Source organism: Gordonia sp. 11cp (assembly GCF_057767225.1).
On the sequence record NZ_CM173437.1, the window covers coordinates 2,545,589 to 2,571,882 of the forward strand.

General features: G+C 68.0%; 26 protein-coding genes. 18 read left to right on the forward strand and 8 right to left on the reverse strand.

Annotation, left to right across the window (positions count from 1 at the left end):
- Positions 1-4 precede the first annotated feature (4 nt).
- Entirely contained in the window at positions 5-469 is a 465-nt protein-coding gene (locus AC3B6C_RS11330; protein ID WP_010842821.1) for a MaoC family dehydratase, read from the forward strand.
- A 19-nt stretch (positions 470-488) separates the two neighbouring features.
- Here AC3B6C_RS11330 and AC3B6C_RS11335 read toward each other — a convergent pair whose 3' ends face one another.
- The gene (locus tag AC3B6C_RS11335; RefSeq protein WP_488376078.1) at positions 489-1,910 is read right to left on the reverse strand and encodes a lipase family protein; all 1,422 of its coding nucleotides are present in this window, start codon (positions 1,908-1,910) and stop codon (positions 489-491) included.
- A 317-nt stretch (positions 1,911-2,227) separates the two neighbouring features.
- On the opposite strand from AC3B6C_RS11335, the gene AC3B6C_RS11340 reads away from it, so the two are divergent.
- A complete protein-coding gene (locus AC3B6C_RS11340; RefSeq protein ID WP_488376079.1) occupies positions 2,228-3,643 on the forward strand; it encodes a lipase family protein in 1,416 nt (471 codons plus the stop codon).
- A 111-nt stretch (positions 3,644-3,754) separates the two neighbouring features.
- On the opposite strand, the gene ramB is transcribed toward AC3B6C_RS11340, so the two are convergent.
- Complete coding sequence (gene ramB / locus AC3B6C_RS11345) at positions 3,755-5,185, reverse strand: acetate metabolism transcriptional regulator RamB (protein ID WP_055475737.1); 1,431 nt, start codon at positions 5,183-5,185, stop codon at positions 3,755-3,757.
- A gap of 60 nt (positions 5,186-5,245) precedes the next feature.
- Here ramB and AC3B6C_RS11350 point away from each other — a divergent pair, with 60 nt between their 5' ends.
- From AC3B6C_RS11350 to AC3B6C_RS11365, 4 genes are all read left to right on the forward strand, one after another.
- A complete protein-coding gene (locus tag AC3B6C_RS11350; protein WP_488376080.1) occupies positions 5,246-6,025 on the forward strand; it encodes a hypothetical protein in 780 nt (259 codons plus the stop codon).
- A gap of 467 nt (positions 6,026-6,492) precedes the next feature.
- Entirely contained in the window at positions 6,493-7,788 is a 1,296-nt protein-coding gene (gene aceA, locus AC3B6C_RS11355; RefSeq protein ID WP_014925333.1) for an isocitrate lyase, read from the forward strand.
- A 168-nt stretch (positions 7,789-7,956) separates the two neighbouring features.
- Positions 7,957-8,823, forward strand: coding sequence for a 3-hydroxybutyryl-CoA dehydrogenase (locus tag AC3B6C_RS11360; protein ID WP_010842815.1), 867 nt, complete (start codon positions 7,957-7,959; stop codon positions 8,821-8,823).
- Positions 8,824-9,111: 288 nt separating this feature from the next.
- Positions 9,112-9,885 (forward strand): hypothetical protein, encoded by a 774-nt coding sequence (locus tag AC3B6C_RS11365; RefSeq protein ID WP_010842814.1) that lies wholly within the window; start codon positions 9,112-9,114, stop codon positions 9,883-9,885.
- Between the two features lie 156 nt (positions 9,886-10,041).
- On the opposite strand, the gene AC3B6C_RS11370 is transcribed toward AC3B6C_RS11365, so the two are convergent.
- Both AC3B6C_RS11370 and AC3B6C_RS11375 read right to left on the reverse strand, forming a co-directional pair.
- Complete coding sequence (locus tag AC3B6C_RS11370; protein ID WP_488376081.1) at positions 10,042-10,980, reverse strand: hypothetical protein; 939 nt, start codon at positions 10,978-10,980, stop codon at positions 10,042-10,044.
- Positions 10,981-11,127: 147 nt separating this feature from the next.
- Positions 11,128-11,652, reverse strand: a complete 525-nt coding sequence (locus tag AC3B6C_RS11375; protein ID WP_014925335.1) for a helix-turn-helix domain-containing protein — start codon at positions 11,650-11,652, stop codon at positions 11,128-11,130.
- A gap of 70 nt (positions 11,653-11,722) precedes the next feature.
- Between AC3B6C_RS11375 and AC3B6C_RS11380 the strand changes: the two genes are divergently transcribed.
- A complete protein-coding gene (locus AC3B6C_RS11380) occupies positions 11,723-12,916 on the forward strand; it encodes a benzoate/H(+) symporter BenE family transporter (protein WP_488376082.1) in 1,194 nt (397 codons plus the stop codon).
- Positions 12,917-12,977: 61 nt separating this feature from the next.
- Here the strand turns inward: AC3B6C_RS11380 and AC3B6C_RS11385 are convergent, their stop codons facing one another.
- From AC3B6C_RS11385 to AC3B6C_RS11395, 3 genes are read right to left on the reverse strand one after another with little or no spacing between them, the layout of a single operon-like run.
- Entirely contained in the window at positions 12,978-13,829 is an 852-nt protein-coding gene (locus AC3B6C_RS11385) for a PPK2 family polyphosphate kinase (protein WP_488376083.1), read from the reverse strand.
- On the reverse strand, positions 13,826-14,659 hold the full coding sequence (locus AC3B6C_RS11390; protein WP_488376084.1) for an SDR family NAD(P)-dependent oxidoreductase: 834 nt from the start codon (positions 14,657-14,659) through the stop codon (positions 13,826-13,828). The genes AC3B6C_RS11385 and AC3B6C_RS11390 overlap by 4 nt, the downstream gene beginning before the upstream one ends.
- The gene (locus AC3B6C_RS11395) at positions 14,659-15,471 is read right to left on the reverse strand and encodes a TetR/AcrR family transcriptional regulator (RefSeq protein ID WP_010842808.1); all 813 of its coding nucleotides are present in this window, start codon (positions 15,469-15,471) and stop codon (positions 14,659-14,661) included. Before AC3B6C_RS11395 ends, AC3B6C_RS11390 begins: the two co-directional genes overlap by 1 nt.
- Before the next feature lie 41 nt (positions 15,472-15,512).
- Here AC3B6C_RS11395 and AC3B6C_RS11400 point away from each other — a divergent pair, with 41 nt between their 5' ends.
- From AC3B6C_RS11400 to AC3B6C_RS11425, 6 genes are all read left to right on the forward strand, one after another.
- Positions 15,513-16,853 carry a DUF445 domain-containing protein gene (locus AC3B6C_RS11400; RefSeq protein ID WP_014925340.1) on the forward strand — a complete coding sequence of 447 codons (1,341 nt, stop codon included), beginning with the start codon at positions 15,513-15,515 and terminating at the stop codon, positions 16,851-16,853.
- A 165-nt stretch (positions 16,854-17,018) separates the two neighbouring features.
- On the forward strand, positions 17,019-17,552 hold the full coding sequence (locus AC3B6C_RS11405) for a helix-turn-helix domain-containing protein (protein WP_010842806.1): 534 nt from the start codon (positions 17,019-17,021) through the stop codon (positions 17,550-17,552).
- A gap of 3 nt (positions 17,553-17,555) precedes the next feature.
- On the forward strand, positions 17,556-18,791 hold the full coding sequence (locus AC3B6C_RS11410; RefSeq protein WP_488376085.1) for a heparin-binding hemagglutinin: 1,236 nt from the start codon (positions 17,556-17,558) through the stop codon (positions 18,789-18,791).
- Between the two features lie 82 nt (positions 18,792-18,873).
- Positions 18,874-19,197 (forward strand): DUF2516 family protein, encoded by a 324-nt coding sequence (locus AC3B6C_RS11415; protein WP_010842804.1) that lies wholly within the window; start codon positions 18,874-18,876, stop codon positions 19,195-19,197.
- A 5-nt stretch (positions 19,198-19,202) separates the two neighbouring features.
- The gene (locus AC3B6C_RS11420) at positions 19,203-20,066 is read left to right on the forward strand and encodes a MerR family transcriptional regulator (protein WP_488376086.1); all 864 of its coding nucleotides are present in this window, start codon (positions 19,203-19,205) and stop codon (positions 20,064-20,066) included.
- A gap of 27 nt (positions 20,067-20,093) precedes the next feature.
- Positions 20,094-21,239, forward strand: a complete 1,146-nt coding sequence (locus AC3B6C_RS11425) for an alpha/beta fold hydrolase (RefSeq protein WP_488376088.1) — start codon at positions 20,094-20,096, stop codon at positions 21,237-21,239.
- Between the two features lie 12 nt (positions 21,240-21,251).
- On the opposite strand, the gene AC3B6C_RS11430 is transcribed toward AC3B6C_RS11425, so the two are convergent.
- Positions 21,252-22,346: a UDP-N-acetylmuramate dehydrogenase gene (locus AC3B6C_RS11430; protein WP_014925345.1), complete on the reverse strand. Its 1,095-nt coding sequence runs from the start codon at positions 22,344-22,346 to the stop codon at positions 21,252-21,254.
- 38 nt (positions 22,347-22,384) lie between these two features.
- Here AC3B6C_RS11430 and AC3B6C_RS11435 point away from each other — a divergent pair, with 38 nt between their 5' ends.
- The 5 genes from AC3B6C_RS11435 to AC3B6C_RS11455 all read left to right on the forward strand — a co-directional run bounded on the left by AC3B6C_RS11435 (position 22,385) and on the right by AC3B6C_RS11455 (position 26,288).
- A complete protein-coding gene (locus AC3B6C_RS11435; protein ID WP_044505829.1) occupies positions 22,385-22,891 on the forward strand; it encodes a DUF2505 domain-containing protein in 507 nt (168 codons plus the stop codon).
- A 10-nt stretch (positions 22,892-22,901) separates the two neighbouring features.
- Entirely contained in the window at positions 22,902-23,414 is a 513-nt protein-coding gene (locus AC3B6C_RS11440) for a DUF2505 domain-containing protein (RefSeq protein ID WP_010842799.1), read from the forward strand.
- Between the two features lie 110 nt (positions 23,415-23,524).
- The gene (locus tag AC3B6C_RS11445) at positions 23,525-24,220 is read left to right on the forward strand and encodes a class I SAM-dependent methyltransferase (RefSeq protein ID WP_488376090.1); all 696 of its coding nucleotides are present in this window, start codon (positions 23,525-23,527) and stop codon (positions 24,218-24,220) included.
- 14 nt (positions 24,221-24,234) lie between these two features.
- A complete protein-coding gene (locus AC3B6C_RS11450; RefSeq protein ID WP_488376091.1) occupies positions 24,235-25,110 on the forward strand; it encodes a carbon-nitrogen hydrolase family protein in 876 nt (291 codons plus the stop codon).
- On the forward strand, positions 25,107-26,288 hold the full coding sequence (locus tag AC3B6C_RS11455; RefSeq protein ID WP_488376092.1) for a hypothetical protein: 1,182 nt from the start codon (positions 25,107-25,109) through the stop codon (positions 26,286-26,288). The genes AC3B6C_RS11450 and AC3B6C_RS11455 overlap by 4 nt, the downstream gene beginning before the upstream one ends.
- Positions 26,289-26,294 lie beyond the last annotated feature (6 nt).

Consider the following 26,294-nt stretch of genomic DNA (forward strand, 5'->3'; position numbering starts at 1 on the left):
GACTATGACGCACACCACACGGACGTTCACCAGTGTCGACGAACTGAAGGCCGCGATCGGCGAGGATCTCGGGTCGGGCGAATGGCTGGAGATCACCCAGGAACGGGTCAACGCCTTCGCCGATGCGACCGGTGATCACCAGTGGATCCACGTCGACCCCGAACGCGCGAAGTCGGGTCCGTTCGGTACGACCATCGCGCACGGATACCTGACGGTCTCGTTGCTGCCGATGATCGCCGGGAAGATCTTCACCGTCGAAGGTCCCAAGCTGGTCCTCAACTACGGGATGAACAAACTGCGTTTCCCGAATCCGGTGAAGGTCGGCGCCCGGATTCGATCCAATGCGGTGATCACCTCGGTCGAGGAGACGCCGAAGGGCGTGAACGTGGTCGTCACCAACACCGTCGAGATCGAGGGAGAGGCCAAGCCCGCGTGCGTCGCCGAGAATCTCCGCGTTCTCGTCTTCTGACCGGGCGACGTCCGGCCGCTCAGCGGTGACACTCGTCGACGGCCGGTTCGCCGCGTAGCCGGCGGTCGAGCCAGTCGAGGGCCACCGGGAAGCCGAGCAGCGCTGCGGTGACGTGTTCGCCGAAGATCTCACGGTAGGCCGCGTTGGTGCCGTGCGCGCACTGCTCGCGATAGAGGGCGCGGGCGCCGGCCGCGGGTATCCACCACTCGTGGGTGCCGTGATAGATCAGCAGGGGAGTCGCGGACGCGCGGTCGGCCATTCCGGTCAGGCGGTAGATCCGCTCGGCGGTCGGCGACCGGAACGGGTCGGGGTCGTTCGACAGCACCTGCATCGGCAGGAAGGTGCCGCCGGCGATCGCCTCGGGGAGCACGCACACGTTCTTCATCGGCGACGAGGCCAGCCATCGAGCGGGCCGGTTCGCCAGCGCCAGGATCTCCGGACGCTCGCGCGCGATGCCGAAGGTCGCAGCATGGAACAGGCCGGTCGCCAGGTTCGCGTTCATGCTCCCGACGAGCATCCGGAAGTCGGCCGGGACGCCGCCGAGTGCCGCGCCGACGACGCGATCGGTGAGTTCGGGAGCGTACTCGCCCAGCAGCTTCGACGCCCCGTGCGTGGCGATGGCACCCCCGGAATACCCGGTCATCGCCACCCGGCTGTCGCGCAACATCATCGGGTCCACACGCCGGGCCGCGCGAATGGCGTCGAGCGTCACGTGCCCGGCGAGTACCGGTTCCGCGTAGGCCATCCGGGGTCCCTGGTGGTCGGGTATCAGAACCACATGGCCCGCGTTCAGTGCGAGCTGGGTCGTCGGCGGGATCAGGTCCGTGATCCCGGTTGCGATGGAGAATCCATGCGCGAGTGTGTATCCGGGTGTGCAGGCGGCTCCGAGGGAGTCGATCGGCAGATTGTTCACGAGCATCGGCGTCGACGCGCCGACCGCGCGGCGCGGGATCAGCAGGGTCGCGGTGCCGTAGATCGGCGCTCCGACGGCGTCGGTGCTCCGGAACTTGATCAGCGTCGCCGAACGAAGCGGCACGGTCACCACCGGTCCGGCAGCCGCGATGACGTCGCGCGTGGCGATCACCTCGCCCGGCGCGCGGGAAGCCAGATCGGCCGGCCAGCGGTCGAACATCGGGTCACCGGTGGGCGAGGGCAGGATCGACTCGAGCAATTCGAGTGTGCGGTGGTCGAATCCGGCGGCCCGTGCGCGCGGTGGGATCGTGCGCAGCCGGGCAACCGGGGGTGGTGGCACCGCGTCGTCGATCGCGTCGACGACAGGCGGCGGCAGCGGCATCATGTTCGGTGGATCCGCGACCGCGCGTCCGGCGGGCAGTAGACCGACGACGACGATCAGCAGGACGCCGACCGTCCACGTCGCCCGGTGCCGCAGCGCAGTCCGGTACCGGAACGGTATCCGGCGGCGGAGCGAGGTTCTCGTCATGACGGTGCCTTCGCGTGACGGACGCCCCGATGCGCCCGCTTCCCCGTGACCCTAGGACCATCGACCGGACCGGAGCGCCGGTTGCGCATCGATGGTCGCCGCACCGAGACGGAACCGTGATGTGTGATGCCCGGTGGGGAAAGCACATTCGCGCGTCACCCGACCGGACTACACCCGCGACTCACCTCGCCGTCGGCACGGCGCGCATGATCCCCGCCGTCTAGCATTGGCCGCAGGTGATCGCGGTTCGAGTCGTCAGATGTGCTGCCGGGGGGCAGGTGATTCGACGATCACCGAGGTGAGACGGGAGGTTGGCGATGCCGGCCAGGGGAGTTCTTCGACTATCGGTTCGACGGGCAGCGATCGCGACCACGGTGGCGGTGGCCGCACTGGGACTCGTCGCGGGCCCGACGTGGATGAGCGGTACGGCCGACGCCGAACCGCCCAATCTCACCTCGGTCCCGTCGCAGCTGCCGGCGGACATCGACGCCGTGATCCCGGCGCCGCCGGTCGAGAGGCTGTCGCGCATTCCGGAACGGTCCCGCATTCCGGGCGCCTCGCACGAGCTGCAAGAGCTGCGCGAGGCGATCATGCCGTCGCCGAGCGGTGACCGGTTCTTCGACGACTGGCCGGCCGGACTCGCCGCGCGGACACCCGGAGAGGTCCTGACGACGCGGTCGGTGACCCGCGTGGCGCAGTCGCTCGTCTTCGTCCCGCTGCGGTCGGCGCGGCAGGTCAAGTTCCGGACCACCGACGCGAACGGCGCCCCGATGTTCGGCACGGCCACCCTCCTGGTGCCGGCCAAGGCGTGGACCGGACGGGGAGCCCGGCCGGTCCTGGTCAACAATTCGCCGATTGTCGCGCTGGGCACGAAATGCACCACGGGGTTCACCTACGCACACGGATTCACCAACAACACGAACGAGACCGATCTGATCCCGCCGTTCACCCAACTCGCACTGGACCGGGGTTACGCGGTGCTCGTGCCCGACCACACGGGACCCCGGATGGCCTACGCCGAGCCGTTTGTCGCGGGACACGTGATCCTCGACTCGGTTCGCGCGGCGGTCGGCGTCGACCCGGCGAACTTCGGGCGCGGACCCATCGCGATGGTCGGCTACTCCGGTGGGGCGATCGCCACCCACGGGGCGGCCAAGCTCGCCGCCGGGTATGCGCCCGACATCGCCGGACGATTCGTGGGCGCGGCCATCGGCGGGGTACCCGCGGACTACCGGTCACTCGCCGGCGCCATGAACGCGAACCTGGCCTCGGGTGTCTTCCATTCGGCGATTCTCGGTGTCGCGCGGGAACGGCCCGAGGTCCTGCAGATGTCGAACCATCTGGCGAGATGGCTTGCGACGTCGGAGATCCGCAACATCTGCACCGACGACATGGGCAACCTCGGGATCTCGCACCTCCCGACCCAGCTGCTGTCGACCGACCCGGACCCCTTCAACTCCGCGGTCGCCGAGAAGCTCTTCGAGGTCACGTCCATGGCGGATCTCGAGGCGTCGATGCCGTTGCTGATCTACCACGGGCGCTACGAGTGGTGGGTTCCGGCCAGCCAGGCACGCGCGCTCTTCGCCCAACAGTGCGCTCTCGGTGCCACCGCGGTCTACCGCGAGTACGGTGCCGAGCACGTGTCGGCGGCCGCGCTCGGCTTCCCGGACACCGCGACCTGGCTCGACGACCGGCTGCGCGGCCTACCCGCGCCGAACGGGTGTCGACGCTGATTCGCTTGCGGCCCTTCGTGGCTCGTCGACCTCGACGCGCTCCTTCGTCGCTTGCTCGGCCCGGCGGCTATCGCTCCTCGCACCTCAGGGAGCGGAAGGGAGGCTCGTCGCTCACCGGGTCTCGGTGAGGCTCATGTACGGCGAGACGCTGCTGGTGTGTTCGTCGATGCGCAGTGAGGCGCCGAGAGCGGGGAAAGCGCGCTGCGCGCAGTTGGTCCGCTCGCACACCCGGCACCCGGCACCGATCGGCGTGACGTGCGCCTGCGGTCCGATCTCCAGACCGTCGGAGTAGATGACCCGCGCGGCATGGCGCAGTTCGCATCCCATGCCGATCGCGAAGGTCTTCCCGGGTTGCCCGTATCGAGTCGCGCGGCGTTCGACCGTCCGCGCGACCCAGAAGTAGTTGCGGCCGTCGGGCATCTCGGCGATCTGCGTGATGATCTTGCCGGGGTAGGCGAACGTCTCGTAGACGTTCCACAGCGGACAGGTTCCGCCGCTCGAGGAGAAGTGGAAGCCGGTGGCAGACTGACGCTTCGACATGTTTCCCGCGCGGTCGACGCGCACGAACGACCAGGGGATGCCCCTCAGGTTGGGTCGTTGCAGCGTCGAGAGACGGTGGCAGATCGTCTCGTAGGACACGGCGTAGAAGGCGGACAGGCGTTCGATGTCGTACCGGAAATCCTCCGCCGCACCGTGAAACTGGCTGTAGGGCAGGACGACCGCGGCGGCGAAGTAGTTCGCGAGGCCGAGGAGTCCGAGCGCCCTCGCGTCCTCGCTGCTGAAGTTGGCCTCGTCCACCAACTTGTCGAGGAGGTCCTGATACTCGAGGTAGCAGAGTTCGCTGGCGAGCTTGAACGTCCGCTGCCCGGCCGAGAGCGACGCCGAGAATTCGAGGCGTCGCGCCTCGCGATCGAACCGGTGCAGTGTGTAGTCCCCGAGGTCCACACGGCGCACGATGCTGATGCCGTGGACGCTCTCGATGCGGTTCATGATCTCGCGGCGGATGTCGGCGGAGTGCATCCGCATCCGCGTGGTCATCTCCTCGGCGGCGATGTCGAGTTCGTGAATGTAGTTGCGGCGCTGGTAGAAGTAGTCGCGCACCTCCTCGTGCGGCGCGCTGATGGTGCCGCGCATGCTGCGGTCGCCGCGCTCGTCGGTGGCCGCCGCGAGCTGATCGGTGGCGATCCGGTAGCGGCGGTGCAGGTTCACCATCGCCTGTGCCATCTCGGGATGCGACGTGACCATCGCGCTGATCCCCTGGGCGTCGAGCGCGCCGGGGGAGGCCTCGAGGTCGTCGTCGAGCAGGGCCTCGCGCAACTCGGCGACCAACCGCACGTCGTCCTGCGAGTCGAAGAACCCGGCGTCGACGCCGAAGGCCTCGGTGATCTTGGCGAGCACCGACGCGGTGAGCGGCCGGGCGTCGTGTTCGATCTGATTGAGATACGACGCCGAGATCGACAACGTCTGCGCGAGGGCGACCTGCGACAGGCCGCGCTCGGAACGCAACTGGCGCAACCGCGACCCCACATAGGTCCTGCTCATCGTCCACCTCCAGGACAGGTGCCGCCGCCTCGAGCGTCGTCCCCAGGGTACGGTGACCGCGTGCTCTCCCTCCCCGGCCGACGCCGCTCGCCGGCAGCGACGGCCGCGACGGCCGCGTCCGTCGTGGCAGCGGCGCTCCTCGTCGCGGGGTGTGCGGGCGACCCGGCGGCAGTACCGGCTCCGCGCGGGCCTGCCGACCTCGTGCTGACCGCGTCGCAGTTGCCGCCCGGGTACACCTCCGCGCCACTGGCGGTCGCGGATCTCGTCACGGGGAACCAGGCCGCCATCGACGCCTCCCGCTCGGCGCGCGTCACCCCCGAGTACTGCGACCCCACGTCCGACGCGGCGCTCAACAAGCAGCTGACCTCGGACAACTCCGCTGTCCTTGCCGCCCGTGACGGTGCCACGGGCGCGCTGGTCGAGCTGGTCACCACCGCACCTCGCGACATCGACGCCGACCGTCTCACCACGACGGGCCGTTGCGCCCGCACCACGACGGACATCACCACGGGACACCTGGCGGGGAGCCGGGTGGTCACCGAGTTCACCGAACTTCCCCCGCCGGACGTCGCCGGCGGCCTGCTGCCCGGTGAGCAGATGTTGCTCACCCGGTCCGACGTCACGACGACACTCACCGACGGCGGCGTCCGCCGGCAGATCGGGTTCGCCGGGTACGCCGTACTCGACCGTCCGGCGTCGGGGCCGGTGACGGTGCAGCTGACGGTGTCGGGCGCGCCGACCCGCGCGACGAACCCGCCGACCGCCCCCGTGGAGCCGATCGATCCGGCCGCGTTCTCGGCCCTCTTCGACACCGCCGTCGAGCAAGTCACCACACCCTGAGCCACGCCGGCCGTCGCCGACGCGGCGGCCGAGAGTGTGAAGGGTGTCACTCCCGGGTACACGACCGTGCCGGCCCGGGTGCGTGTCGACCGCGATCCATCGGCCAGACGCTTACCTACCCTCGGGTAGGAAAATCCCAGTACGGACGTACTTTTTGGCAGGGGCGGCGCGGGTTTCACAGATCAATATTTGCAAACTTTGCACCGCGATGCCGAAAAATAACCCATATTTGCATTCGTCAAGGGTTGGACCTGCGGGTTTGTCTTGTGGCACCCTTGCTGCAGGCACCACCGACACCGAGTCGGAAGGTTCGCAAGTTTCGGCCGAGACTGACGCCGACCGCGAGTCCACACCTTCGGGCAGGAAGTCGGCTGTCTGTCAGCAGAGAGGTTCCGGCGGCGCGCCGGGCCGTCGTCCCGATCCGGCCCCCGGTCGGGACGAGCAGGACAACGAAAGCGAAGTAGCCAATGAGCAACGTCGGAAAGCCCCGTACCGCCGCGGAGATCCAGCAGGACTGGGACACCAACCCGCGCTGGAAGGGCATCAAGCGTGACTACACCGCCGAGCAGGTCGCCGAGCTCCAGGGCTCGGTCGTCGAGGAGCACACCCTCGCCCGTCGTGGCGCGGAGATCCTGTGGGACGGCGTGACCCAGGGTGACGGCAGCTACATCAACGCACTGGGCGCCCTCACCGGCAACCAGGCCGTGCAGCAGGTCCGCGCCGGCCTGAAGGCCGTGTACCTCTCGGGCTGGCAGGTCGCAGGCGACGCCAACCTCTCCGGTCACACCTACCCCGACCAGTCGCTCTACCCGGCCAACTCGGTGCCGAGCGTCGTGCGTCGTATCAACAACGCGCTGCTGCGCGCCGACGAGATCGCCCGCGTCGAGGGTGACAACTCGGTCGACAACTGGGTCGTCCCGATCGTCGCCGACGGCGAGGCCGGCTTCGGTGGCGCGCTCAACGTCTACGAGCTGCAGAAGGCCATGATCGCCGCGGGTGCCGCCGGCACCCACTGGGAGGATCAGCTCGCCTCGGAGAAGAAGTGCGGCCACCTCGGTGGCAAGGTGCTCATCCCGACCCAGCAGCACATCCGCACGCTGAACTCGGCTCGTCTCGCCGCCGACGTCGCCGGTGTTCCCACCGTCGTCATCGCCCGCACCGACGCCGAGGCCGCCACGCTGATCACCTCCGACGTCGACGACCGCGACAAGCAGTTCGTCACCGGTGAGCGCACCGCCGAGGGCTACTACCACGTGAAGAACGGCATCGAGCCGTGCATCGAGCGTGCGAAGTCCTACGCTCCCTACGCCGACATGATCTGGATGGAGACCGGTACCCCCGATCTCGAGCTGGCTCGCAAGTTCGCCGAGGCCGTCAAGAGCGAGTACCCCGACCAGCTGCTGTCCTACAACTGCAGCCCGTCGTTCAACTGGAGCAAGCACCTCGACGACAGCACCATCGCCAAGTTCCAGAACGAGCTGGGCGCCATGGGCTTCACCTTCCAGTTCATCACCCTGGCCGGCTTCCACTCGCTGAACTACGGCATGTTCGACCTGGCCTACGGCTACGCCCGCGAGCAGATGTCGGCGTTCGTCGACCTGCAGAACCGCGAGTTCAAGGCTGCCGAGGAGCGCGGCTTCACCGCCGTCAAGCACCAGCGTGAGGTCGGCGCCGGGTACTTCGACAACATCGCCACCACCGTCGATCCGAACAGCTCGACCACCGCGCTGAAGGGCTCGACCGAGGAAGGACAGTTCCACTAGGAACTCTCCCGCCACCGGCGGAACATTTGGCGTACCAGTCAGGCGGTCCGCGGCTTTCGCTGCGGGCCGCCTGTTGGTGTATCCCGGGGATGGTTCGTGCCCCGAGGAGCTACCCGTGTTCTCGCGAAATCAGTTGTTGCGTAGACGTTTTCCTCCGGAGGAGCCGACATGACAGGCCAGAAGATCTCCCGCGTCGGTGTGGTGGGTGCCGGGCAGATGGGCGCCGGAATCGCCGAGGTGTGCGCGCGGGCCCAGTCCGACGTGCTCGTCTACGAATTCACCCGCGAACTCGCAGCCGCCGGTCGCGATCGGGTTCTCCGATCGCTGGATCGTGGCGTGTCCAGCGGCAAACTGACCGAGCGGGAGCGCGAACAGGCGTCCCTGCGACTCCGGTTCACCTCGGATCTGGGCGACTTCGCCGACCGGCAACTCGTGTGCGAGGCCGTCGTCGAGGACGAATCCGTCAAGACCGAGATCTTCACCCAGCTCGACAAGGTCGTCGCCGACCCGGCGGCCGTCCTCGCGTCGAACACCTCGTCCATCCCGATCATGAAGCTGGGCATGGCGACTCAGAACGCCGCCCGCGTGATCGGCATGCACTTCTTCAACCCCGTCCCGGTTCTCCCGCTGGTCGAGGTCGTGACCACTCTGGTGACCGCACCGGAGATCGTCGAACGCGCCGAGACCTTCGCTCACGACGTGCTGGGCAAGCAGGTGGTGCGTTCGGCCGACCGATCCGGGTTCGTCGTGAACGCGCTGCTGGTGCCGTATCTGCTCTCGTCCATCCGGATGGTGGAGACCGGTTTCGCGACGGTCGACGACATCGACAAGGCCATGGTCCTGGGCTGCGCGCATCCGATGGGCCCGCTCAAGCTGGCCGATCTCGTCGGGCTCGACACGGTCAAGGCGATCGCCGACAGGATGTACGAGGAGTTCAAAGAGCCCCTCTATTCGCCGCCTCCACTGCTGTTGCGCATGGTCGAGGCCGGGAGACTGGGCAAGAAATCGGGCCACGGTTTCCACCGTTACGGGTGATCAGACCGCTGTGTGTGGGCACTTCGGGTGACCTCCGTCACGTGTGTTAGCAAGATGCTTGCATTTGCTAGCACAGCGTGGATACTGGATAGCGGAAACACCAATACCGATGGCGCCGCGGTTCCCTTTTCTCGCGCGGTGTGAGTCGAATCGAATCGGCTTGCGACACCGTACGTTTCGAGGCGACAGGCGACGGAATTCTCCGACATGCGCCCGGCGAAGATGCCGAGATGAGCGAGACCGCATGTGCTGCAGCGCAATTGGTGACCCGACCCTAAGGAGTCCATTGTGACCACCACCGAACGCAACTACGCTCCCCTCTACGCCGCAGTCGGCGCAGGCGACTACGCCTTCGCGCAGGTCACCGAGAAGCTGACCGAACTGCGGGAGCGCACCGAGGCCGCCGCCGAGACCGCCCAGTCCCGCTTCGACGAAGCCAAGACCCGCATCTCGGATCTGCCGGAGACCGCCCAGACGCGTTTCGACGAGGCCAAGACCCGTATCGGCTCGCTGTCCGAAGAGGTTCCCAGCGACCTCGACGAGCTGCGCGGCAAGCTGACCGCCGACGAGCTCAAGCGTCTCGCCGACCCGTACGTCGAGAAGGCCTACGGCTTCTACACCTCGCTCGCCGAGCGTGGCGAGGCCACCCTGGAGCGCCTGCGCACCAAGCCGCTCGTCCAGGAGAACCTCTCGCGCGCTGAGAAGGTGTACAACGACGCCGTCGATCTCACCGAGGACGCCCTCGGGGTCGTCTCGACCCAGACCCGCCTCGTCGGTGACCGCGCGGCGAAGCTCGCCGGACGCGTCAGCGAAGAGGTCGAGGACGTCGCCGTCGCGATCGAAGAGGCCGGCAGCAACGTCAAGGACCAGGCTGCCGACGCGGCCAAGGAAATCGACGGCGCCGCAGGCACTGTCGAGGCCAAGGGACGCGCCGCCAAGTCCTCGCCGGCCAACAAGGTCGCCGAGGCCAAGGACACCCCGGTGCCGGCCGTGAAGAAGACCGCCGCCAAGAAGGCGCCGGCCAAGAAGGCCCCGGTCAAGAAGCCGACCACCGCGAAGTAGGTTCACCCACAATCGCATCCGACAACGCCCCCGCTCCGGCGGGGGCGTTGTCGTGTAGGGGGTGCTCTTTGTCTCGGACGAGGTCCCTGTCCCGCGGTGGTGTTTCCGTCCCGCTGATCGGATCTCATTAGCGGGAGGGAAATGGGACCGCGGGACTCAGCTCATCAATTCGAACTTCTCCAGCCATGGCCGAAGCAGGCCGATGAAGGACCCGTCCTCGAGCATCGACCAGGTCCAGCGCACGACGACGGGGCCCAGCGCGCGGATCTCGTCCTCGCGCAGCTTCTCCTGCAGCACCACGTCGGTCACGGTCTTGCCCGCTTTGCGCAGGCGGCCGTACTTCACCATGCCGTCGAACTCCCCGACGAGCTTCGCCTGCCAGTCGAAGTCGACACGGTAGACGCCGCTCCGCCCGCAGAACTCGTGTTGCAGCCCCGGAGCAGGCAGGCCGGCCTCGATCATCTGCGCACGACTCCACGATTCGCCGACGCTCTCGGCCGCCCCATCAGCCAGTGCCAGCGCACGCCGAGCCACTCTGCCGCCCTGCCTACGACGAGAGGTGAGGATGCGCCACATGAGCTCACGATCGGCGCCTGCACGAAGTGCCTGGTCGAAGGCGGTGAGCGCTTGTGCGAAGTCGCCCCCGGCTGCCACATCTACGGCGGTTCGCTCGATTCTGGTGACTAGTATTCCGTCGACGACGGCGAGCTCGTCCTCTGTCAGGGCGGCGGCGTGAACGTGACGATGCGTCGCGATGAATCCGCCGGCCCTCTTGCCGTTGGTGACGTGAACGCGTTCGGTGTCGGGCTTCAGCAGTGGAATGCCGAGCACCGCGGCGGCCGAGACGTGACTCAGCGGCAGCTGCGGTGCGCTCGCGGGATGTGACGTGGCGATCGCAACAGACTTGAGGCGGTGCAACTCCTGATCGCCTTCGTGCGCGGCGAAGTCGTCGAATGCCGGGACGAAGACGCCGGGGATGAGGCGGATCAGGTCGCCGGCGGACACCGCTGCAGCAAGCAGATTGTCGGAGAAAGCCGCATCGAGTGCGGCGCCGCGACGGATCAGACCGTAGCGGTCCAGTGGGTAGCTGGTCATCTCTATTCGACGCAGCGGAGGGGGTTTCGGCTCCATCGGGTTTTCCCCAACCTTCCCGCGGTCCCGCTTCCGTCCCGCTGATCGGATCTCATCAGCGGGACGGAAGCAGCACCGCGGGAGCGGGATTCGACGGCGCGGGTCAGGGTGTCAGGGTGACCGGATGGTCAGGACCGCGAGCGCGCCGTCGTCGCTGCGGTAGGTGTGGGTGGCGTCGGAGAGCCACTGGAGGGATTCGCCCGGTCCGGCCGTGTGTTCCTCGCCGGCGCGCCCGGCACGAAGGTGGCCGCTGACCACATGCACGTGCTCGACGACGCCGGGGCCGTGTGCGGGCGACTGCCTGGTTCCGCCCGGGGTCACGCGCAGCCAGAACACCTCGGTGACCGATCCGTCGTCATGGTGCTCGACATGGAGCAGCCGCGCCGCGAGGTGCGGACTCGCGCCCTCCACGCCCGTGTCCTCGCCGAGCAGGGCGGTCAGCGGGACGCCGAGCGGACCGGCCACCGCGTAGAGAGTGTCCAGAGTCGGATTTCGCTGTCCTGCTTCGAGTTCGGACAGCGAACCCTTGCCGATGCCGGCTTCGCGGGCCAGTGCGGACAGGGACAGGCCGCGGCGGTTGCGCAGGGTGGTGATCCGGGTGCCGACCGAGCGTCGTCGGTCCTCGCCGTCCGACATCGTCGCAGTCCCTGTCCTCTCGGGTCGTCGGAGTGTTCTGTTTACGGAACGATACCGTTATGCTCGCGACATGACCAGTGCCGTGCCGTCTACTCGCAGCGAGCCGATCATCGCCGGAGTCGTCACCTCGCTGGTGGGGTTCACCTCCTCCTTCGTCGTGGTGGTCACCGGGTTGCGATCGGTGGGTGCCAATCCGGCACAGGCCGCGTCGGGTCTGCTCGTCCTGACGGTTTTGTTCGGCCTCGGGTCGATCCTGCTCTCGCTGCGCACGCGCCGGCCGGTGACGCTGGCGTGGTCCACCCCGGGAGCGGCACTTCTCGTGTCGGCGGGTGCGTCCTACGACGCCGGGTGGCCGGCAGCGGTCGGGGCGTTCCTGGTCGTCGGGCTGCTGATCCTGGCGACCGGCCTGGTGCCGGCGCTCGGCGAACTGATCGGCCGGATCCCCACGCCGATCGCCCAGGCGATGCTCGCCGGGGTGCTGCTCACCCTCTGCCTCGCGCCGATGACCTCACTGTCGGCGCAACCGTGGTCGACCATTCCGATCCTCGTCGTCTGGTTGCTGGCGATGCGGTGGCTTCCGCGATGGGCACTGCCGCTGGCACTGGTCACCGCGCTGATCGTGATCGGCGTGAACCTCGTCCTCGACGGTTACGGTGGTTGGGCCGGGGAGTCGTGGTGGCCGCAGCTGACCTGGACCACGCCCGCTTTCGACGCCACCGCGATCGTCGGGCTCGCGGTCCCGCTCTACATCGTGACGATGGCCTCACAGAACGTTCCGGGTGTGGCCGTCCTCAAATCCTTCGGATACGAGACACCGTGGCGCCCGGCGATGTTCGTGACCGGGGCGGGAACCGTGCTCGGCGCGCCGTTCGGTGGGCACGCGATCAATCTCGCCGCTCTGTCCGCGGCGCTGGCTGCCGGACCCGAGGCGGGCGCCGACCGGACGCGGCGGTGGATCGCCGGCGTGGCCACGGGTTCGACGAGCCTCGTACTCGCAGTGCTGTCGGGTGCGCTGGTGGTCATCACGGCGATCGCGCCGGATGGACTGCTCGAAGCGGTTGCGGGACTTGCGCTGTTGACCACGTTCGTGGCGTCGGTCCTGGGGGCGTTCGAGAAGGCGGAGTTCCGCATGCCGGCGGCGCTGACCTTCGTGACCGCTGCGGCGGGCGTCACTTTCGCCGGGATCGGCGGAGCCTTCTGGGCACTCGTCGTCGGGCTGGTGGCGCACGGGGTGCTCGGGCGGCGCGTTGGGCCCCGTCGCTGAAGGGTGTTGAGACCCTTCGTGGCTCGTCGCCATCGCTCCTCGCACCTCAGGGAGCAGAGATTCAGTCGGCGGCAGCGAGTCGCTTCTTCTCGGCCTCGACGTCGAAATCGGCCGGTGGCCAGTCGAGATCGAGACGTGTGAGCGCATCGATGAGCAGTTCGCACACCGCGAGACGGGCGAACCACTTACGGTTCGAGGGGATGACGAACCAGGGCGAGGAGTCGCGGTCGGTGAGGTCGAAAACCGCCTGATACGCATCGAGGTAGGCATCCCAGTGACCGCGTTCGTCGACGTCGCCGGGGTTGTACTTCCAGTATTTGTCGGGTCGGTCGAGGCGTTGGGCGAGACGGCGCTTCTGCTCGTCCTTGGACACCACGAGACAGCACTTGAGAACGGTGGTCCCGCCGGCGACGAGCTCGGACTCGAACTGGTTGATCAGGTCGTAGCGCTTCTCCCACTCCGACTGCGGAACCAGGTTGTGCACGCGGACCGGGAGGACGTCCTCGTAGTGGGACCGGTCGAAGATACCGATCCGGCCCGCGGGCGGGAGGGCGCGGTGGATACGCCACAAGAAGTCGTGCTGGAGTTCCTCTTTCGTGGGTTTGCCGAATCCCCTGATCGACAGGCCCTGCGGGTCCATCATGCCGCCGACGTGACGCACGATGCCGCCCTTGCCGGCCGTGTCCATCCCCTGCAGCACGAGCAGCACCGAGCGATGATCGCCGGCGCGTCCGTTCGCGTACAGCAACTCCTGCAGATCGGCGAGTACCTCTCCGCGCTGCGCGAGAAGCTCTGTGCCGGCCGCCTTGTCGCCGTCGAAGCCGGGCGTCGTCTCGGGGTCGAAGGACGCTATCGGGCCGATCGTCCTGGCGCGCAGGGCTTCGACGGCGGGCGTGGACCAACCGGTGCTCATGGCGGTGTCCTCTCGGATTCGGATTCGGGCTCGGACACGGCTTCGACCGGCGGCGGGAACAGCGGTCCACCGCCGAAGGCGGCGCGATGGGAATCCGGCGGCGTGCCGTCGTTGTTCACGATCCCGTATGCCGCACCGAGTTCGGCGGTGACGAGGCTGTGTCCGCTGAGCTCGGGGAGTCCGGGATCGGCGGCGAGCCGGGCGATGACCCGGCCGACGAACTCGGGGTCCTCGGCGCGCGCGAGCGAGAAGCCGGCGAACTCGTCGAGGCCGAGCGACAGCAGAAGGTCGGTGCGGATCAGGCCGAGCCACAACGAGATCGCGCTGACGCCGGTGCCCCGTAGTTCGACCGCCATGTCGGCGGCCATCTTGTCCAGACCGGTCTTGCTCATCCCGTACAGGACCGAATGCAGATGACCGCGCGAGCCGAACGACGAGATGTTCACGATGAGCCCGCCGCCGGCCTCGGTCATGATCCTCCCCGCATGCACCGAGGCGACGTAGTGCGCTCGTAGTCCGACGCCGATCAGGGTGTCCCAGTCGTCGACCGGTCTCTTCCAGAACGGTTCGGAGAATCCCCCGAAGCCCTTCGGTGCCGCCCACGCGTTGTTGACGAGGAGATCGAGTCGGCCTGCGTCGGTGGTGATCTCGTCGAACACCGCGGCGACCGCGGCGTCGTCGGTGTGATCGCAGGGCAGCGCGCGGGCTCCGTCGGGCCCGGTTCCCTTCCGCGAGGTGACGTACGTCGTCCATCCCTCGTCGACGAGTGCGCGAGCGATTCCGTAGCCGACGCCGCGACTGCCGCCGGTCACGAGAGCGACGCGGGTCATCAGACGGTCGGGGTCCCGGCGGCGGGATCGATGGGCGGGGGATCGAACAGTGCGGGCGGCGCCGCGAGGAACTTCTCCCGCGATCCGTTGACCTGCCACACACCAACGACTGCGCTCCAGACCATCATGGTCAGATAATCCACCACTTCGTCGGCACTGAGGGTGCGATTGGTCATCCACCAGTCGACGACGTGCTGGATGCCGCCGACGAGGGCATGGGACCACAGCTCGGCGCCGGTGGTGTCGGCCCCGCGTTCGGCCATCCGCATCTGGATGCTGCCCATGACCAGCTGGGTGACCAGGCGCACCGAGTCGGCGGGCGCGGGCGACGACGTGGGCGAACTGGCCAGCGCGAATCGGTACAGGTTGGGTTCGTCGTCGACGGCGTGCACGTACACCCCGATGATGGTGTGGGTGAGCGTGTACTCGTCGAGATCGTCGGCGATCGCCTCGGTCAGCCGCGGGTAGATCGTCGTCTCGAAGAAGCGCACCGTCGTCGCGACGCCGAGGTCGCTCTTGTCCGCGAAGTAGCGGTACAGCACGGTCTTGGAGACGCCGATGTGCGCGGCGATCTCGTCCATGCCGACGTCGGCGCCCAGCTCACGCACCGCGGCGATGACGCCGTCGGTGAGTTCGGTGCGTCGCGCGAGCTTGTGTTTCTCCCAGCGCTGTTTGCGGCCGTCCGGTTTGGCGCCGGTCTCGGCGACCGACTCGGTGACAGTGGTCAGGACCTGTTCCAGCCCGCGCGTCACGTTGGCCGCGGCCGCCACTGCTGCGCGCGCGGCTGCGGCGGGATTCGGGCGGTTGGCCATCACGCAGCCAGCGTAGTCGCTCGATGGGTGACACTGGTTCCATGGCATCGACAGTCATCCCGGGAGTAGCCGGTCAGCACGAGGGTCCGCCGGCCAAGGCGTCCTCTCCCGGATTCGGCGAGAACAGCGCCGGGGACGAGAGCAGGCGCAAGGACCTACGCAAGATGAAAGCGGTGGCCACGGGCTTCCTGGTCTTCGCGGCGATCGTGTATCTGTTCACCCGATACCTCGAGCATCGCGACGGCGCCGACGTCGCGGCATGGGTCGGATACGTTCGCGCGGCCTCGGAAGCCGGGATGGTGGGTGCGCTGGCCGACTGGTTCGCGGTGACCGCGCTGTTCCGCCACCCGCTGGGCATCCCGATCCCGCACACCGCGCTGATCCGCAAGAAGAAGGACGACATCGGCGATCAGCTGGGCGGCTTCATCGAAGAGAACTTCATGACGCCCGACGTCGTGGTCTACCGCGCCGAACAACTCGACCTCCCGCGCCGACTGTCGACGTGGGTGGCGGACCCACGCAACGCTCCGCGGGTGAGCGGCGAAGCCGCGCGCGCGATCAAGCTCGCCGCCGAGATGCTGCGCGACGAGGACGTCGAACAGCTCATCCAGGCCGCGCTGAAGTGGGCGGCCGAACCGCAGTGGGCGCCCCCCACCGGACGCATCCTCGAACAGCTCATCGCCGAGGACCGTCTGGAGCCCGTGTTCCAGCTTCTGTGTGACCGTGCCCACGAGTGGGCGGTCGGCAGTCAGGACCTCGTCGACCGGGTGGTGGACCGGGACGGGCCCCAGTGGACGCCGAAGTTCGTCAACAACCTGGTGGGCGACCGGATCTATCGCGAACTCGTCGATTTCACCTACAAGGTCCGGGTGGACCCCGATCACGAATTGCGGCGCGCCATGCACGAATTCGTGGAGAAGTTCGCCGACGACCTGCAGAACGATCCCGACATGATCGCCAAGTTCGAGGCTCTCAAGCTCGAACTGGTGGGACGCGACGAGGTGACCGGCGCGGCGTCGACGGCGTGGCAGACCGGCAAGGCCGTGATCGAGGAGATGCTGTCGGACCCGAACAGCACCCTGCGGAACACGTTGTCGGACTCGATCATCCAACTCGCGGAGCGAATCCGCGACGACCGTCCGCTGCAGGAGAAGATGAACGGCTGGGTCGCGAGGGTCGCACATCACGTCGCCGCGAACTACTCGCAGGAGATCATCTCGGTCATCACCGAGACCGTGCGTGGCTGGGATGCCGACGACACCAGTCGCAAGATCGAGCTCCAGGTCGGCCGGGACCTGCAGTTCATCCGCATCAACGGCACCGTCGTCGGTGCACTGGCCGGGCTCGTCATCTACTCCACATCGGTGCTGATCTTCTCGTGACGTCTGGCTCGGCGGCACCGCCCCCGGTGGCGGTGCCGGACAGTTTGCTGTGTGCTTGCACGGGTTAGCAGTCGTGTTGATACTGGGGAACGGGCCGAAAGTCGGACACATCGCCGAACGTCCCGACCGACGACACCGGAGCAGGTCCAGGAGAACGGAGCGTTGATGCAGCCCGAGAAGGACGAAGCGTCTCTCGACGCGGACGACGCCTCGGTCGCAGACGCGGGCACGAGCTCCGGCGGCGCGGTCGAATCACCCACCACCGCAGACGGTCCCGGCTCGGGAGCCGAGGAGGACGACACCGACGGGACGACCCCCATCGCGGTCGAGGCGGTGGAGGCCGTGGCCAACGCGGCCCAGGACATCGGTGCCTTCATCCGGTCCCAGCGGGTCGCCGGCAAGGTCTCGCTACGCCAGCTCGCCGAGCGGGCGGGAGTGAGCAATCCGTACCTCAGTCAGATCGAGCGCGGATTGCGGAAGCCGTCGGCGGATGTGCTCGCTCAGATCGCCAAGGGTCTGCGGGTCTCCGCGGAGGTCCTGTATGTCCGGGCGGGGATTCTCGAAGAACGCCCCGCGAGCCCGGTCCGCGATGCTCTGATCGCAGATGACTCCATCAACGAACGCCAGAAGCAGATGTTGCTGGAGATCTATGAGTCATTCCGTAAAGAGAACACGATCGAGTCGACCGGCAAGGAGTAGTTGATGAGCGAGAACCCGTTGACCACAGCCGTGGGGCAGGTGGCTGCTCTGCTCGCAGACGTGCGCGAGCGCGGCGAGGCCGCGAGCGAGCAGGCGCAATCGAAGCTCGTCGAGACGGTCGGTTCCACTCAGGCGAAGGTCGCCGACGCCCAGTCGAGGCTTGCCGAGACCGTCGGTTCGACACAGTCGAAGCTCGTCGAGACCGTGGGCTCCACACAGTCGAAGCTCGAGGCGCGGCTGACCGGGTCGAAGGACGACGCGCAGGCACGGATCGACGAGGCGCTCGCGACGGCGCTGGCCCTGTTCGAGGAGGCGCGGACCAAGCTGTCGGCGTTACCGGTCGAGTTGCCGGCGGAGATCGAGGACTTGCGGGCGCGTTTCTCGCCGGAGGAACTGCGCAAGGTGGCCGAGGCGTACCTGGCGGTGGCCGCGGGACTGTTGACCGCCCTGTCGGAACGACGCGACGAGGCCGTGGAGAAGCTCAAGGCGCAACCCCTCGTCGGTGAGAATCTCCCGAAGCTCGAGAAGGTGTACAACGACGCCGTCGGTCTCACCGAAGACGCGCTGGGGACCATCTCCGGGCAGACACGGGCGGTCGGCGAACGCGCTCTGAAGCTCGCCAACCGCACCGATGGCGGCGACGCCGAGTCCCCGGCGAGCATCGCGCGGTCCGGCAAGTCGGGGCCGGGTGTACCCGACGTCCTCTCGCCGGAGGCCGCGGCGAAGGTCGAGCAGAACAAGGCGGCCGTCGACGCGGCGGCGGTGGACACGGCTCCCGAGCCGCCGGCCACGACCCAGCCGGCATCGAAGTCAGCGCCCCGGAAGACGGCACCCCAGAAGGCGGCACCCGAGAAGGCCGCACCCGAGAAGGCCGCCGCGAAGAAGGCACCCGCGAAGAAGGATGCTGCGAAGAAGGCACCCGCGAAGAAGGCACCTGCCAAGGCCGCCACCAAGAAAGCCGCTGCCGTCAGAGGTGCGGCCGAACGGGCCGCCACCAAGAAGACGGCGGGAGCCAAGAAGGCCGCGGGAGCCACCAAGGCCCCGGCCAAGAAGGCAACGGCGGCCGAGAAAGCCCCGGCCGAGAAGGCCGCGGCCGAGAAGGCCCCGGCGAAGAAGACCCCGGCAACGAAGACTGCGGCAAAGAAGACTGCGGCAAAGAAGACTGCGACGAAGACCGCGGCGAAGAAGACCCCGGCCAAGAAGGCCCCCGCGAAGAAGACCTCGCCCGGCGTCGACTGACCCGCTCCGGGTGACGGTCGACGGGCCGGCTGACCGCTCCGCGTCGTAGGGTGTCGCAGCAAACCGGACTCGCGCGACTACAGTGTTCGACGTGGACTTCTTCAGCGTATTGGCATACGGCCAGAGTCTGATCATGTTGACCCTGACGCTGGTCGCGGGAATCGCCTCGACCGTCGCGCTGATCCATGCGGCCATTCAACGGCCCGACGCCTTCCCGGCGGTGGACCGGCAGACCAAGGTCATCTGGGTGTCGATCCTCGCCGCCGCGACCCTGTTCATCTGGTTCTTCGGGGCGGTGAACTTCCTGGGCATCATCGGCGTGGTCGCGATGCTCGTCTACCTCGTCGACGTGCGCAAACGAGTCGACGACGTCCAGGGCAAGTCCTGGTTCAGCAAAAGGGCCTGACTCACGTGGCGGAATATCGGATCAACGACCTGGCGGAGGCGTCCGGGGTCAGCGTTCGCAACATCCGGGTCTATCAGGACCGCGGACTGCTTCCGCCTCCCACCATCCGCGGTCGCGCCGGTTGGTACTCCGACCAGCACCTCGTCCGGCTGAATCTCATCTCGCGCATGCTCGAGCGCGGCTACACCTTCGCCACCATCAGTGAGCTCCTGCACGCGGCGCACCACGGCATGCGGGTCGAGCAGATCCTCCGCGGCACGCCGAAGGGCGGGCGGTTCCGCAACTTCAAGCGCGCCGCGACGATCACCATCACCGAGCTGCGCAAGACGCTGAACGCCAGCGACCGGTCGATCGCCCTCAGCCAGAAGCTCGGGCTGCTGGCGAAGGACGGTGCGCACTACGCCATCCGCAACCCGGAGCTGCTCGAGGGTGCCGAGATCCTGGTCAAGAGCGGAGTCGACATCGACGTCCTGCTCGACCGGTGGGTACGCGTCCAGGAAGATCTGGAGGACGTCGCCACCAGCTTCGTCTCGATCATCACCGACAAGTACTTCGACGAGAACCTCCCCGACCTGGGGGAGGCCGGGGTCAGCGAGATGGCCGACCTGATCCAGACCGTCCGGCCCATCGCCCACGAGATCGTGGAGACCACCTTCCGCAAGGCGCTCGACGAGCAGATCTCCAAGGCCATCGGTGAGGCGGCGACCTACTTCGACGCCGAGGTGCCCGCGCCGATCGTGTCCGACACGAGTGAGTCCGACGCGGGTGTGTTCGATACGGGTGAGTCCGACGACGAGCAGTCGGAGCCGGCACAGCCGGACTATGAGACAACGGACATTGGTACATTGAATCCCGAGACGGGGCGCTGACCGAATTCGGTGCCTCGCAGAGGACTGATGAGGTCCTTCCCAGGTGAGGAGTGCCGCGTGAACACGAAGTCATTGGCCAGTGCCGGCGGTGTCGCCACCGCGATCGGAGCGGGCGCGGTCGCGGTGGGGATCGGGACCATCTTCACGCGGCTCGCGCGAGAAGCCCTACACGCCGACGTCGCCGTCGACGACGGCCCGGACGACCTCCTGACCCGGCCCGACAACCCGCCGAAGCGCCTCGAGGTCCGGACCGCCGACGGGACGCGGCTCAATGTCGAGGTCTACGGGGACTCGGACGACCCGGCCTCGAACGACACCGGTGACGTCATCGTGATGGTCCACGGCTGGACCTGCAACACCGCCTACTGGTACCCGCAGATCAATCACCTCGCCGCGTCGGAAGGCGGCTCCCGGCGGGTCGTCACCTACGACCAGCGCGGTCACGGCCGCAGCGAGCGTGGTCGTCGCCGACCGACCATCGCGATGCTCGGCGAGGATCTCGACGCGGTGCTCGAGGCCGCGGTGCCCGACGACCGTCGCGCGATTCTGGTGGGCCACAGCATGGGCGGGATGACCATCATGTCGTGGGCCGCCCAGAATCCCGAGAAGGTCGGATCACGGGTGTCGTCGGTGGTGCTGGTGTCGACCGCGGCCAAGGCGGTCATGGACAACCACCTGCTGATCCCGGTCGACCTGCCGGTCTACGCCAGGCCGTTCGCGCCGGCGGCCGCGAAGATGATCACCTCGGTCCCGGTGCCCATTCCGAAGACGTCATACGGCGTGCGCTTCTCGCATTACATCGCGCTGGGGCCGAACGCCCGCCGGGCGCACGTCGAGTTCGTGGACGAGATGATCGGGGCGTGCCCACCGCGCGCCCGCGCCGGCTGGGGATCGGCGATGGGAAAGCTCGACGTCACCGCCGGACTGGCGGCACTGTCGGTGCCCACCACCGTCGTCGTCGGCACGGAGGATCGCCTCACCCCACGACTGCATGCCGAGCAGATGGCAGAGGTGCTGCGGCGCAACGGGTCTCTGCGCGAGCTCGTGGTGTACGAGGGTGTCGGTCACATGTCGAGCATCGAAGCCGCCGAACGGTTCAACGACCTCCTCGACGACGTCGTCGCCGAGAGCAGCCGGGACACCGAGGAGCGCAAGGACGTCCAGTCGGTCTGACGAATTGCCGGGTCAGAGACTGCAGTTGACCAGGACCGGCTCCGGTCGCAGCGTCACCCCGAACGCCTCGGCGACCCCGTCGCGCACCTCGCGCGCCAGGTCGAGGAGCTGCGTGGTGGTCGCCGTGCCCCGATTGGTCAGTGCCAGAGTGTGTTTGGTCGACAATCGGACCGCGGCGTCCGGGCCCGGGTATCCGCGGTGGAACCCGGCGCGTTCGATCAGCCACCCCGCCGACAGTTTGACCGCCGGATCGGTGTCGTCGGAACCGGCGGGATAGGTCGGGATCGCGACATCGTCGCCGACGCGCGCCGCGATCCGTTCGAGTACCGCCGGGGTGTCCTCGCCGGGCACGATCGGGTTCGTGAAAAACGAACCGGCACTCCAGGTGTCGAAGTCGGCCGGGTTTAGCACCATGCCTTTGCCCGCGCGCAGTTCGAGGACGGCCGAGCGGACCGCGGCCGCATCGACGCGGTCGTCCGGTTCGACGCCCACGCGGGTGGCGAGTTCGCGGTAGCGGATCGGCTGGCTCGCGCGATTCTCGTTGAGCCAGAACGACACCGCGACCACCACGAAGTCGTGGCGGTGCTTGAGATTGCTGGTTCGATAGCCCAGGCCCAGCTCGGCGGGGGAGACCCACCGCAGGTTGCCGGAGCGTCGGTCCAGAACCTGAACGGACCGCAGGATGTCGGCCACCTCGACGCCGTAGGCGCCGACGTTCTGTACCGGGGTCGCTCCTGCGGCGCCGGGGATTCCGGACAGGCACTCCAGTCCGCCGTGGCCCGCGTCGATCGTCGCGGCGACCAGTTCGTCCCAGCCCACCCCGGCGTCGGCGACGACGTGCGCGCGGCCCGATTCGCGGCCGGAGCCGAACTCGATGCGACCGCTCGCGAGCACGACCGCGGTCCCGTCGAACCCGGCGTCGCCGATGACGAGGTTCGAGCCGCCACCGACCACGAGGACCGGCTCGGAGCGTTCGTCGAGGTCGAGGATGGTCTCCACGATGGTGCGGGTGTCCTCGCACCGGAGGATCTCGCGCGCCGGGCCGCCCAGACGCAGGGTGGTCAGCTCGGCGAGGGGCGCGCTCAGCGGCGCCTGCGTGTCGGTCACGTCCTCAACGTTAACCGGCGAGCGGTAGCGTTCTCATCATGGCGAGCAAGCTGCAGCACACGGTGTCCTATCCCTTTTCCACCGCGCGCCTGTGGGCGATCTACACCACCGAGAAGTACTGGCACGACCTCGTCGAGCGCATGAACTCCGGACACGGTCACGTCGAGAAGGTGACCATTGCCGGGGACACGGTGACGGTGGAGATCCAGCAGGGCATCCCCGCGGACAAGCTGCCCTCCGCGGTCACCAAGGTGATGCCGGGCGACCTGCGGATTCCGCGCAAGAACACATATCGCCTGGTCGGCGACCGCATCGAGGGCGAGACGCATGCGACGGTCGACGGAGCTCCGGTGCCGGTCGACGTCACCGGGACGACGCTGACGACCGGTGATCCGGCGACCACCGACAACAAGGCCGAGGTGTCGGTGAACCTCCCGCTGTTCGGCGGGAAGATCGAGAAGGCGGTGGTCAGCGAGCTGTCGGCGCTGCTCGACGCCGAGCGCGGACACACCGTCGAGTGGGAGAGCGAAAATCCGCTGACGTAGCCTGGTCTGCATGGCACGACGGCTCAGCTACTCCGCTCGGTACGCACAGTCCGCGGAGAAGCTCTACCAGGCCCAGAGCATCAAGCAGTACTGGGACGACATGATGGCAGGCTTCCAGATGATCTCCCCACACTGCGAGGTCGACTCCTTCGTCTCCGACGAGACGGGTATCCGGGTGGTCCTCAAGCAGACCATCGGGCGAGATCAGCTGCCCGCGCTCGCCCAGACGGTGATGAAGAAGGACATGGTCATCACCCGCGAGGAGACTCTGGGTCCGTTCGACCCGGACAACACCAAGGGCACCTACAACGCGTCGATCCCGGCGGGTCCGGGCAGCCTCAACGGCTGGCAGGAGCTGTTCCCGACCGACAACGGCGGCTGCACGATCCGCCGGACCAGTGAGGCGAAGGTCTTCGTCCCGTTCGTCAACGGCAAGCTCGAGCAGATGATCCTGATCAACCTCGTCGACCTCTTCCGTGCCGAGGCCGAGTACGCCAAGGACTGGGTCGACAAGAACTTGTGAGCAGGCCCGGTCTCGGCCGAACACCCAGACCGCCCCGAACACCCAGACCACAGGGACGCGTCACCAGGGGCACGACGAACATCAACCGGCTCCGTCGCGTGGACCGATGGATGGCCCACTCGCCGCTGGTGCGGTCGGCGCTGGACACCCCGCGTCCCCTGGTCGTCGATCTCGGTTATGGTGCGCGTCCGGACACGACCGTCGAGATGGCCGTGCGCCTGCGTCGGGTGGCTCCGCAGCTGGAGATGGTCGGACTCGAGATCGACCCCGAACGTGTCGTCGAGCCACGCGCGGGTGTCCGGTTCGCGGTAGGCGGATTCGAGTTGGGGGGCCTGCGCCCGCACGTGGTGCGCGCGTTCAACGTCTTGCGGCAGTACGACGAGAACGAGGTCGACGACGCGTGGGCGCGGATGCGCTCCGCGCTCGCTCCGGGCGGTGTCATCGTCGAGGGTACGTGTGACGAGATCGGCCGACGGTGCAGCTGGGTACTGCTCGACGCCGATGGTCCGGTGAGCCTGACCCTCAGCTGGGCGCCGGAGCATTCGGACCGTCCGTCGGATCTGGCCGCGCGGCTGCCCAAGGCGCTGATCCACCACAACGTCCCGGGTGAGCGGATCCACTCCCTGCTGACCCTGGCCGATCAGTGCTGGGACGTCGCCGCACCGCTGGCGCCGTACGGTCCGCGCACGCGGTGGCGTCGAGCGCTCGGTCTGCTGCGCGAGCGCGGGATCGACTGCGAGGTACCGCGGCGCCGCCTGTCGGACAACGTCCTCACGGTTCCGTGGGAGGAAGTCGCGCCCCGGTAGATAGTCTGGCCGCTATGCGTGTGGCGATGGCCCAGATCAGTTCGACCGACGACCCGGGTGCCAACCTGGCGACGGTGCGTTCGGCGACCGAGGACGCGGCGTCGCGCGGCGCCGAACTCGTCGTGTTCCCCGAGGCCACGATGTGCCGCTTCGGGGTGCCGCTGAAGCCGGTCGCCGAGGACCTCGACGGTCCGTGGGCGCGCGGGGTGTCCGAGGTCGCCGCGGCGTCCGGAGTCACGGTGGTGGCCGGGATGTTCACCCCGTCCGGTGACGGCCGCGTCCGCAACACCGTCGTCGTCGCGCATCCCGACGGAACGCGTCTCGGATACCACAAGATCCACCTCTACGACGCATTCGGTTTCACCGAGTCGAAGAACGTCGCGCCGGGTTCTCAGTCGCTGACGTTCCAGGTCGGAGACGTCACCGTCGGCGTCGCCACCTGTTACGACATCCGGTTCCCGGCGCTGTTCACCCATCTCGCACGGCTGGGCGCCCAGGTGATCGTGGTGCCCACGTCGTGGGGCGCCGGTCCGGGCAAGCTGCGCCAGTGGGAGGTGCTCTCCTCGGCTCGGGCGCTGGATTCGACGACCTTCGTGGTGGCCGTCGACCAGGCGTTTCCCGCCGATGAGGACGCCGCGTCGTCGAGTGCGCCCACCGGAATCGGACACAGCCAAATCACAGACCCATTCGGTACGTTGGTCGCCGCGTATCCGGATAGCATCCGGGTGGACGTGCACGACCTCGACCTAGCACTGGTCGAGAAGGCCCGTACACAACTGGCAGTCCTCGCCAACGAGCGGCCCCTGCCGGTCGGCGGTGGAACGGACAACGACGTGACGCCGGCCCACGCGCGGCTCCGCGAGTCAGACGACCCAGGACGGAACCCATGAGCGACAGCAACAGGCCCCGCCCCGATTCCTCACCCGGGGATCCAGACGAGACCGGCACGCCCGATCCGCGTGCCGGTGAGTCCACCCATCCCGATCCCGGCAGCGGTCAGCCGGCCCCGGCCGGACAGGGCGGCGAATGGCGGCCGGTGCCCGGCGCGGGGCACGGCGAGCCCCCGGCGACCGAACAGTTCGCGACCGAACCGATCGTCCCGGGTGCGCAGGCCTACTCCGCCATCCCCCCGTCGGACGGGGGCACGTCGGGCCTCGGCGGCACCAAGCCGCCGACGTCTCAGTTCCCGCCCGGGGAGGACCCGTACGGGCCCCCCGGCACCGCGTCGGGACCGATTCCCCCGGGGTCTGCCGACCCCAGCGGCAGCGGCCCGGTCCTCACCTCGCCGCGCAAGAAGCGGAGCACCGGCAAGATCGTGGCCTTCAGCCTCGTCGGGGTGCTGCTGCTGGTCGTCATCGGCGCGGTCGGAAGCGAGCTGTACCTGCGCAACAAGGTCACCGACTGTCTCGAAGAGTCCTTCAGCGGACTCACCGGCGTGCCGACCGAGGTCTCGCTGAGCCGCAAGCCGATCATCCTGCAGGGCAGCGGCGACATCCCGTTCGTCCAGGTCGACACCGATGACAGTGCCGGGGGCGTCCGTCTGCACATGCGCGCCGACGGCATCTCCGGCACCGAGAACTCCACCGACATCCGCAGCCTCAACGGGACGGGCTTCATCCCCTACGAGCGGATCGTCGAACTGAGCAAGGAGCAGGCCGCAGGCGCCGGGCAGAGCACCGGTACCGGAACGGGTGGTGTCGGCGCGGTCGAGCAGATCACCGGCAATGCGGCCGACGGCACCTTCGAGGTGCAGGCCGCCTTCCCGGTCATGGTCTTCCAGGTGCCGGTGTCGGCGACGATCAAGCCGGTCCTGAACGACGGCCGGGTCGACTTCGAGGTCGTGAAGGCCAGCGCCCTGGTCTTCGGCATCCCGCCGGACTTCGCGCAGCAGATCGTCGACCAGATCACGACGTCGTCGCTCGGCCCGTTCTTCGACGAGGTGCAGGTCGACTCGCTGAAGGTCACCGACACCGGGCTCGAGTTCGGGATCAGCGGCTCGGACGTGCAGCTGACGAGTGAGATGACCGGCACGTCGTCGCAGGGACAGTCGGGCGGCTGCTCGGTCTGACCGGCG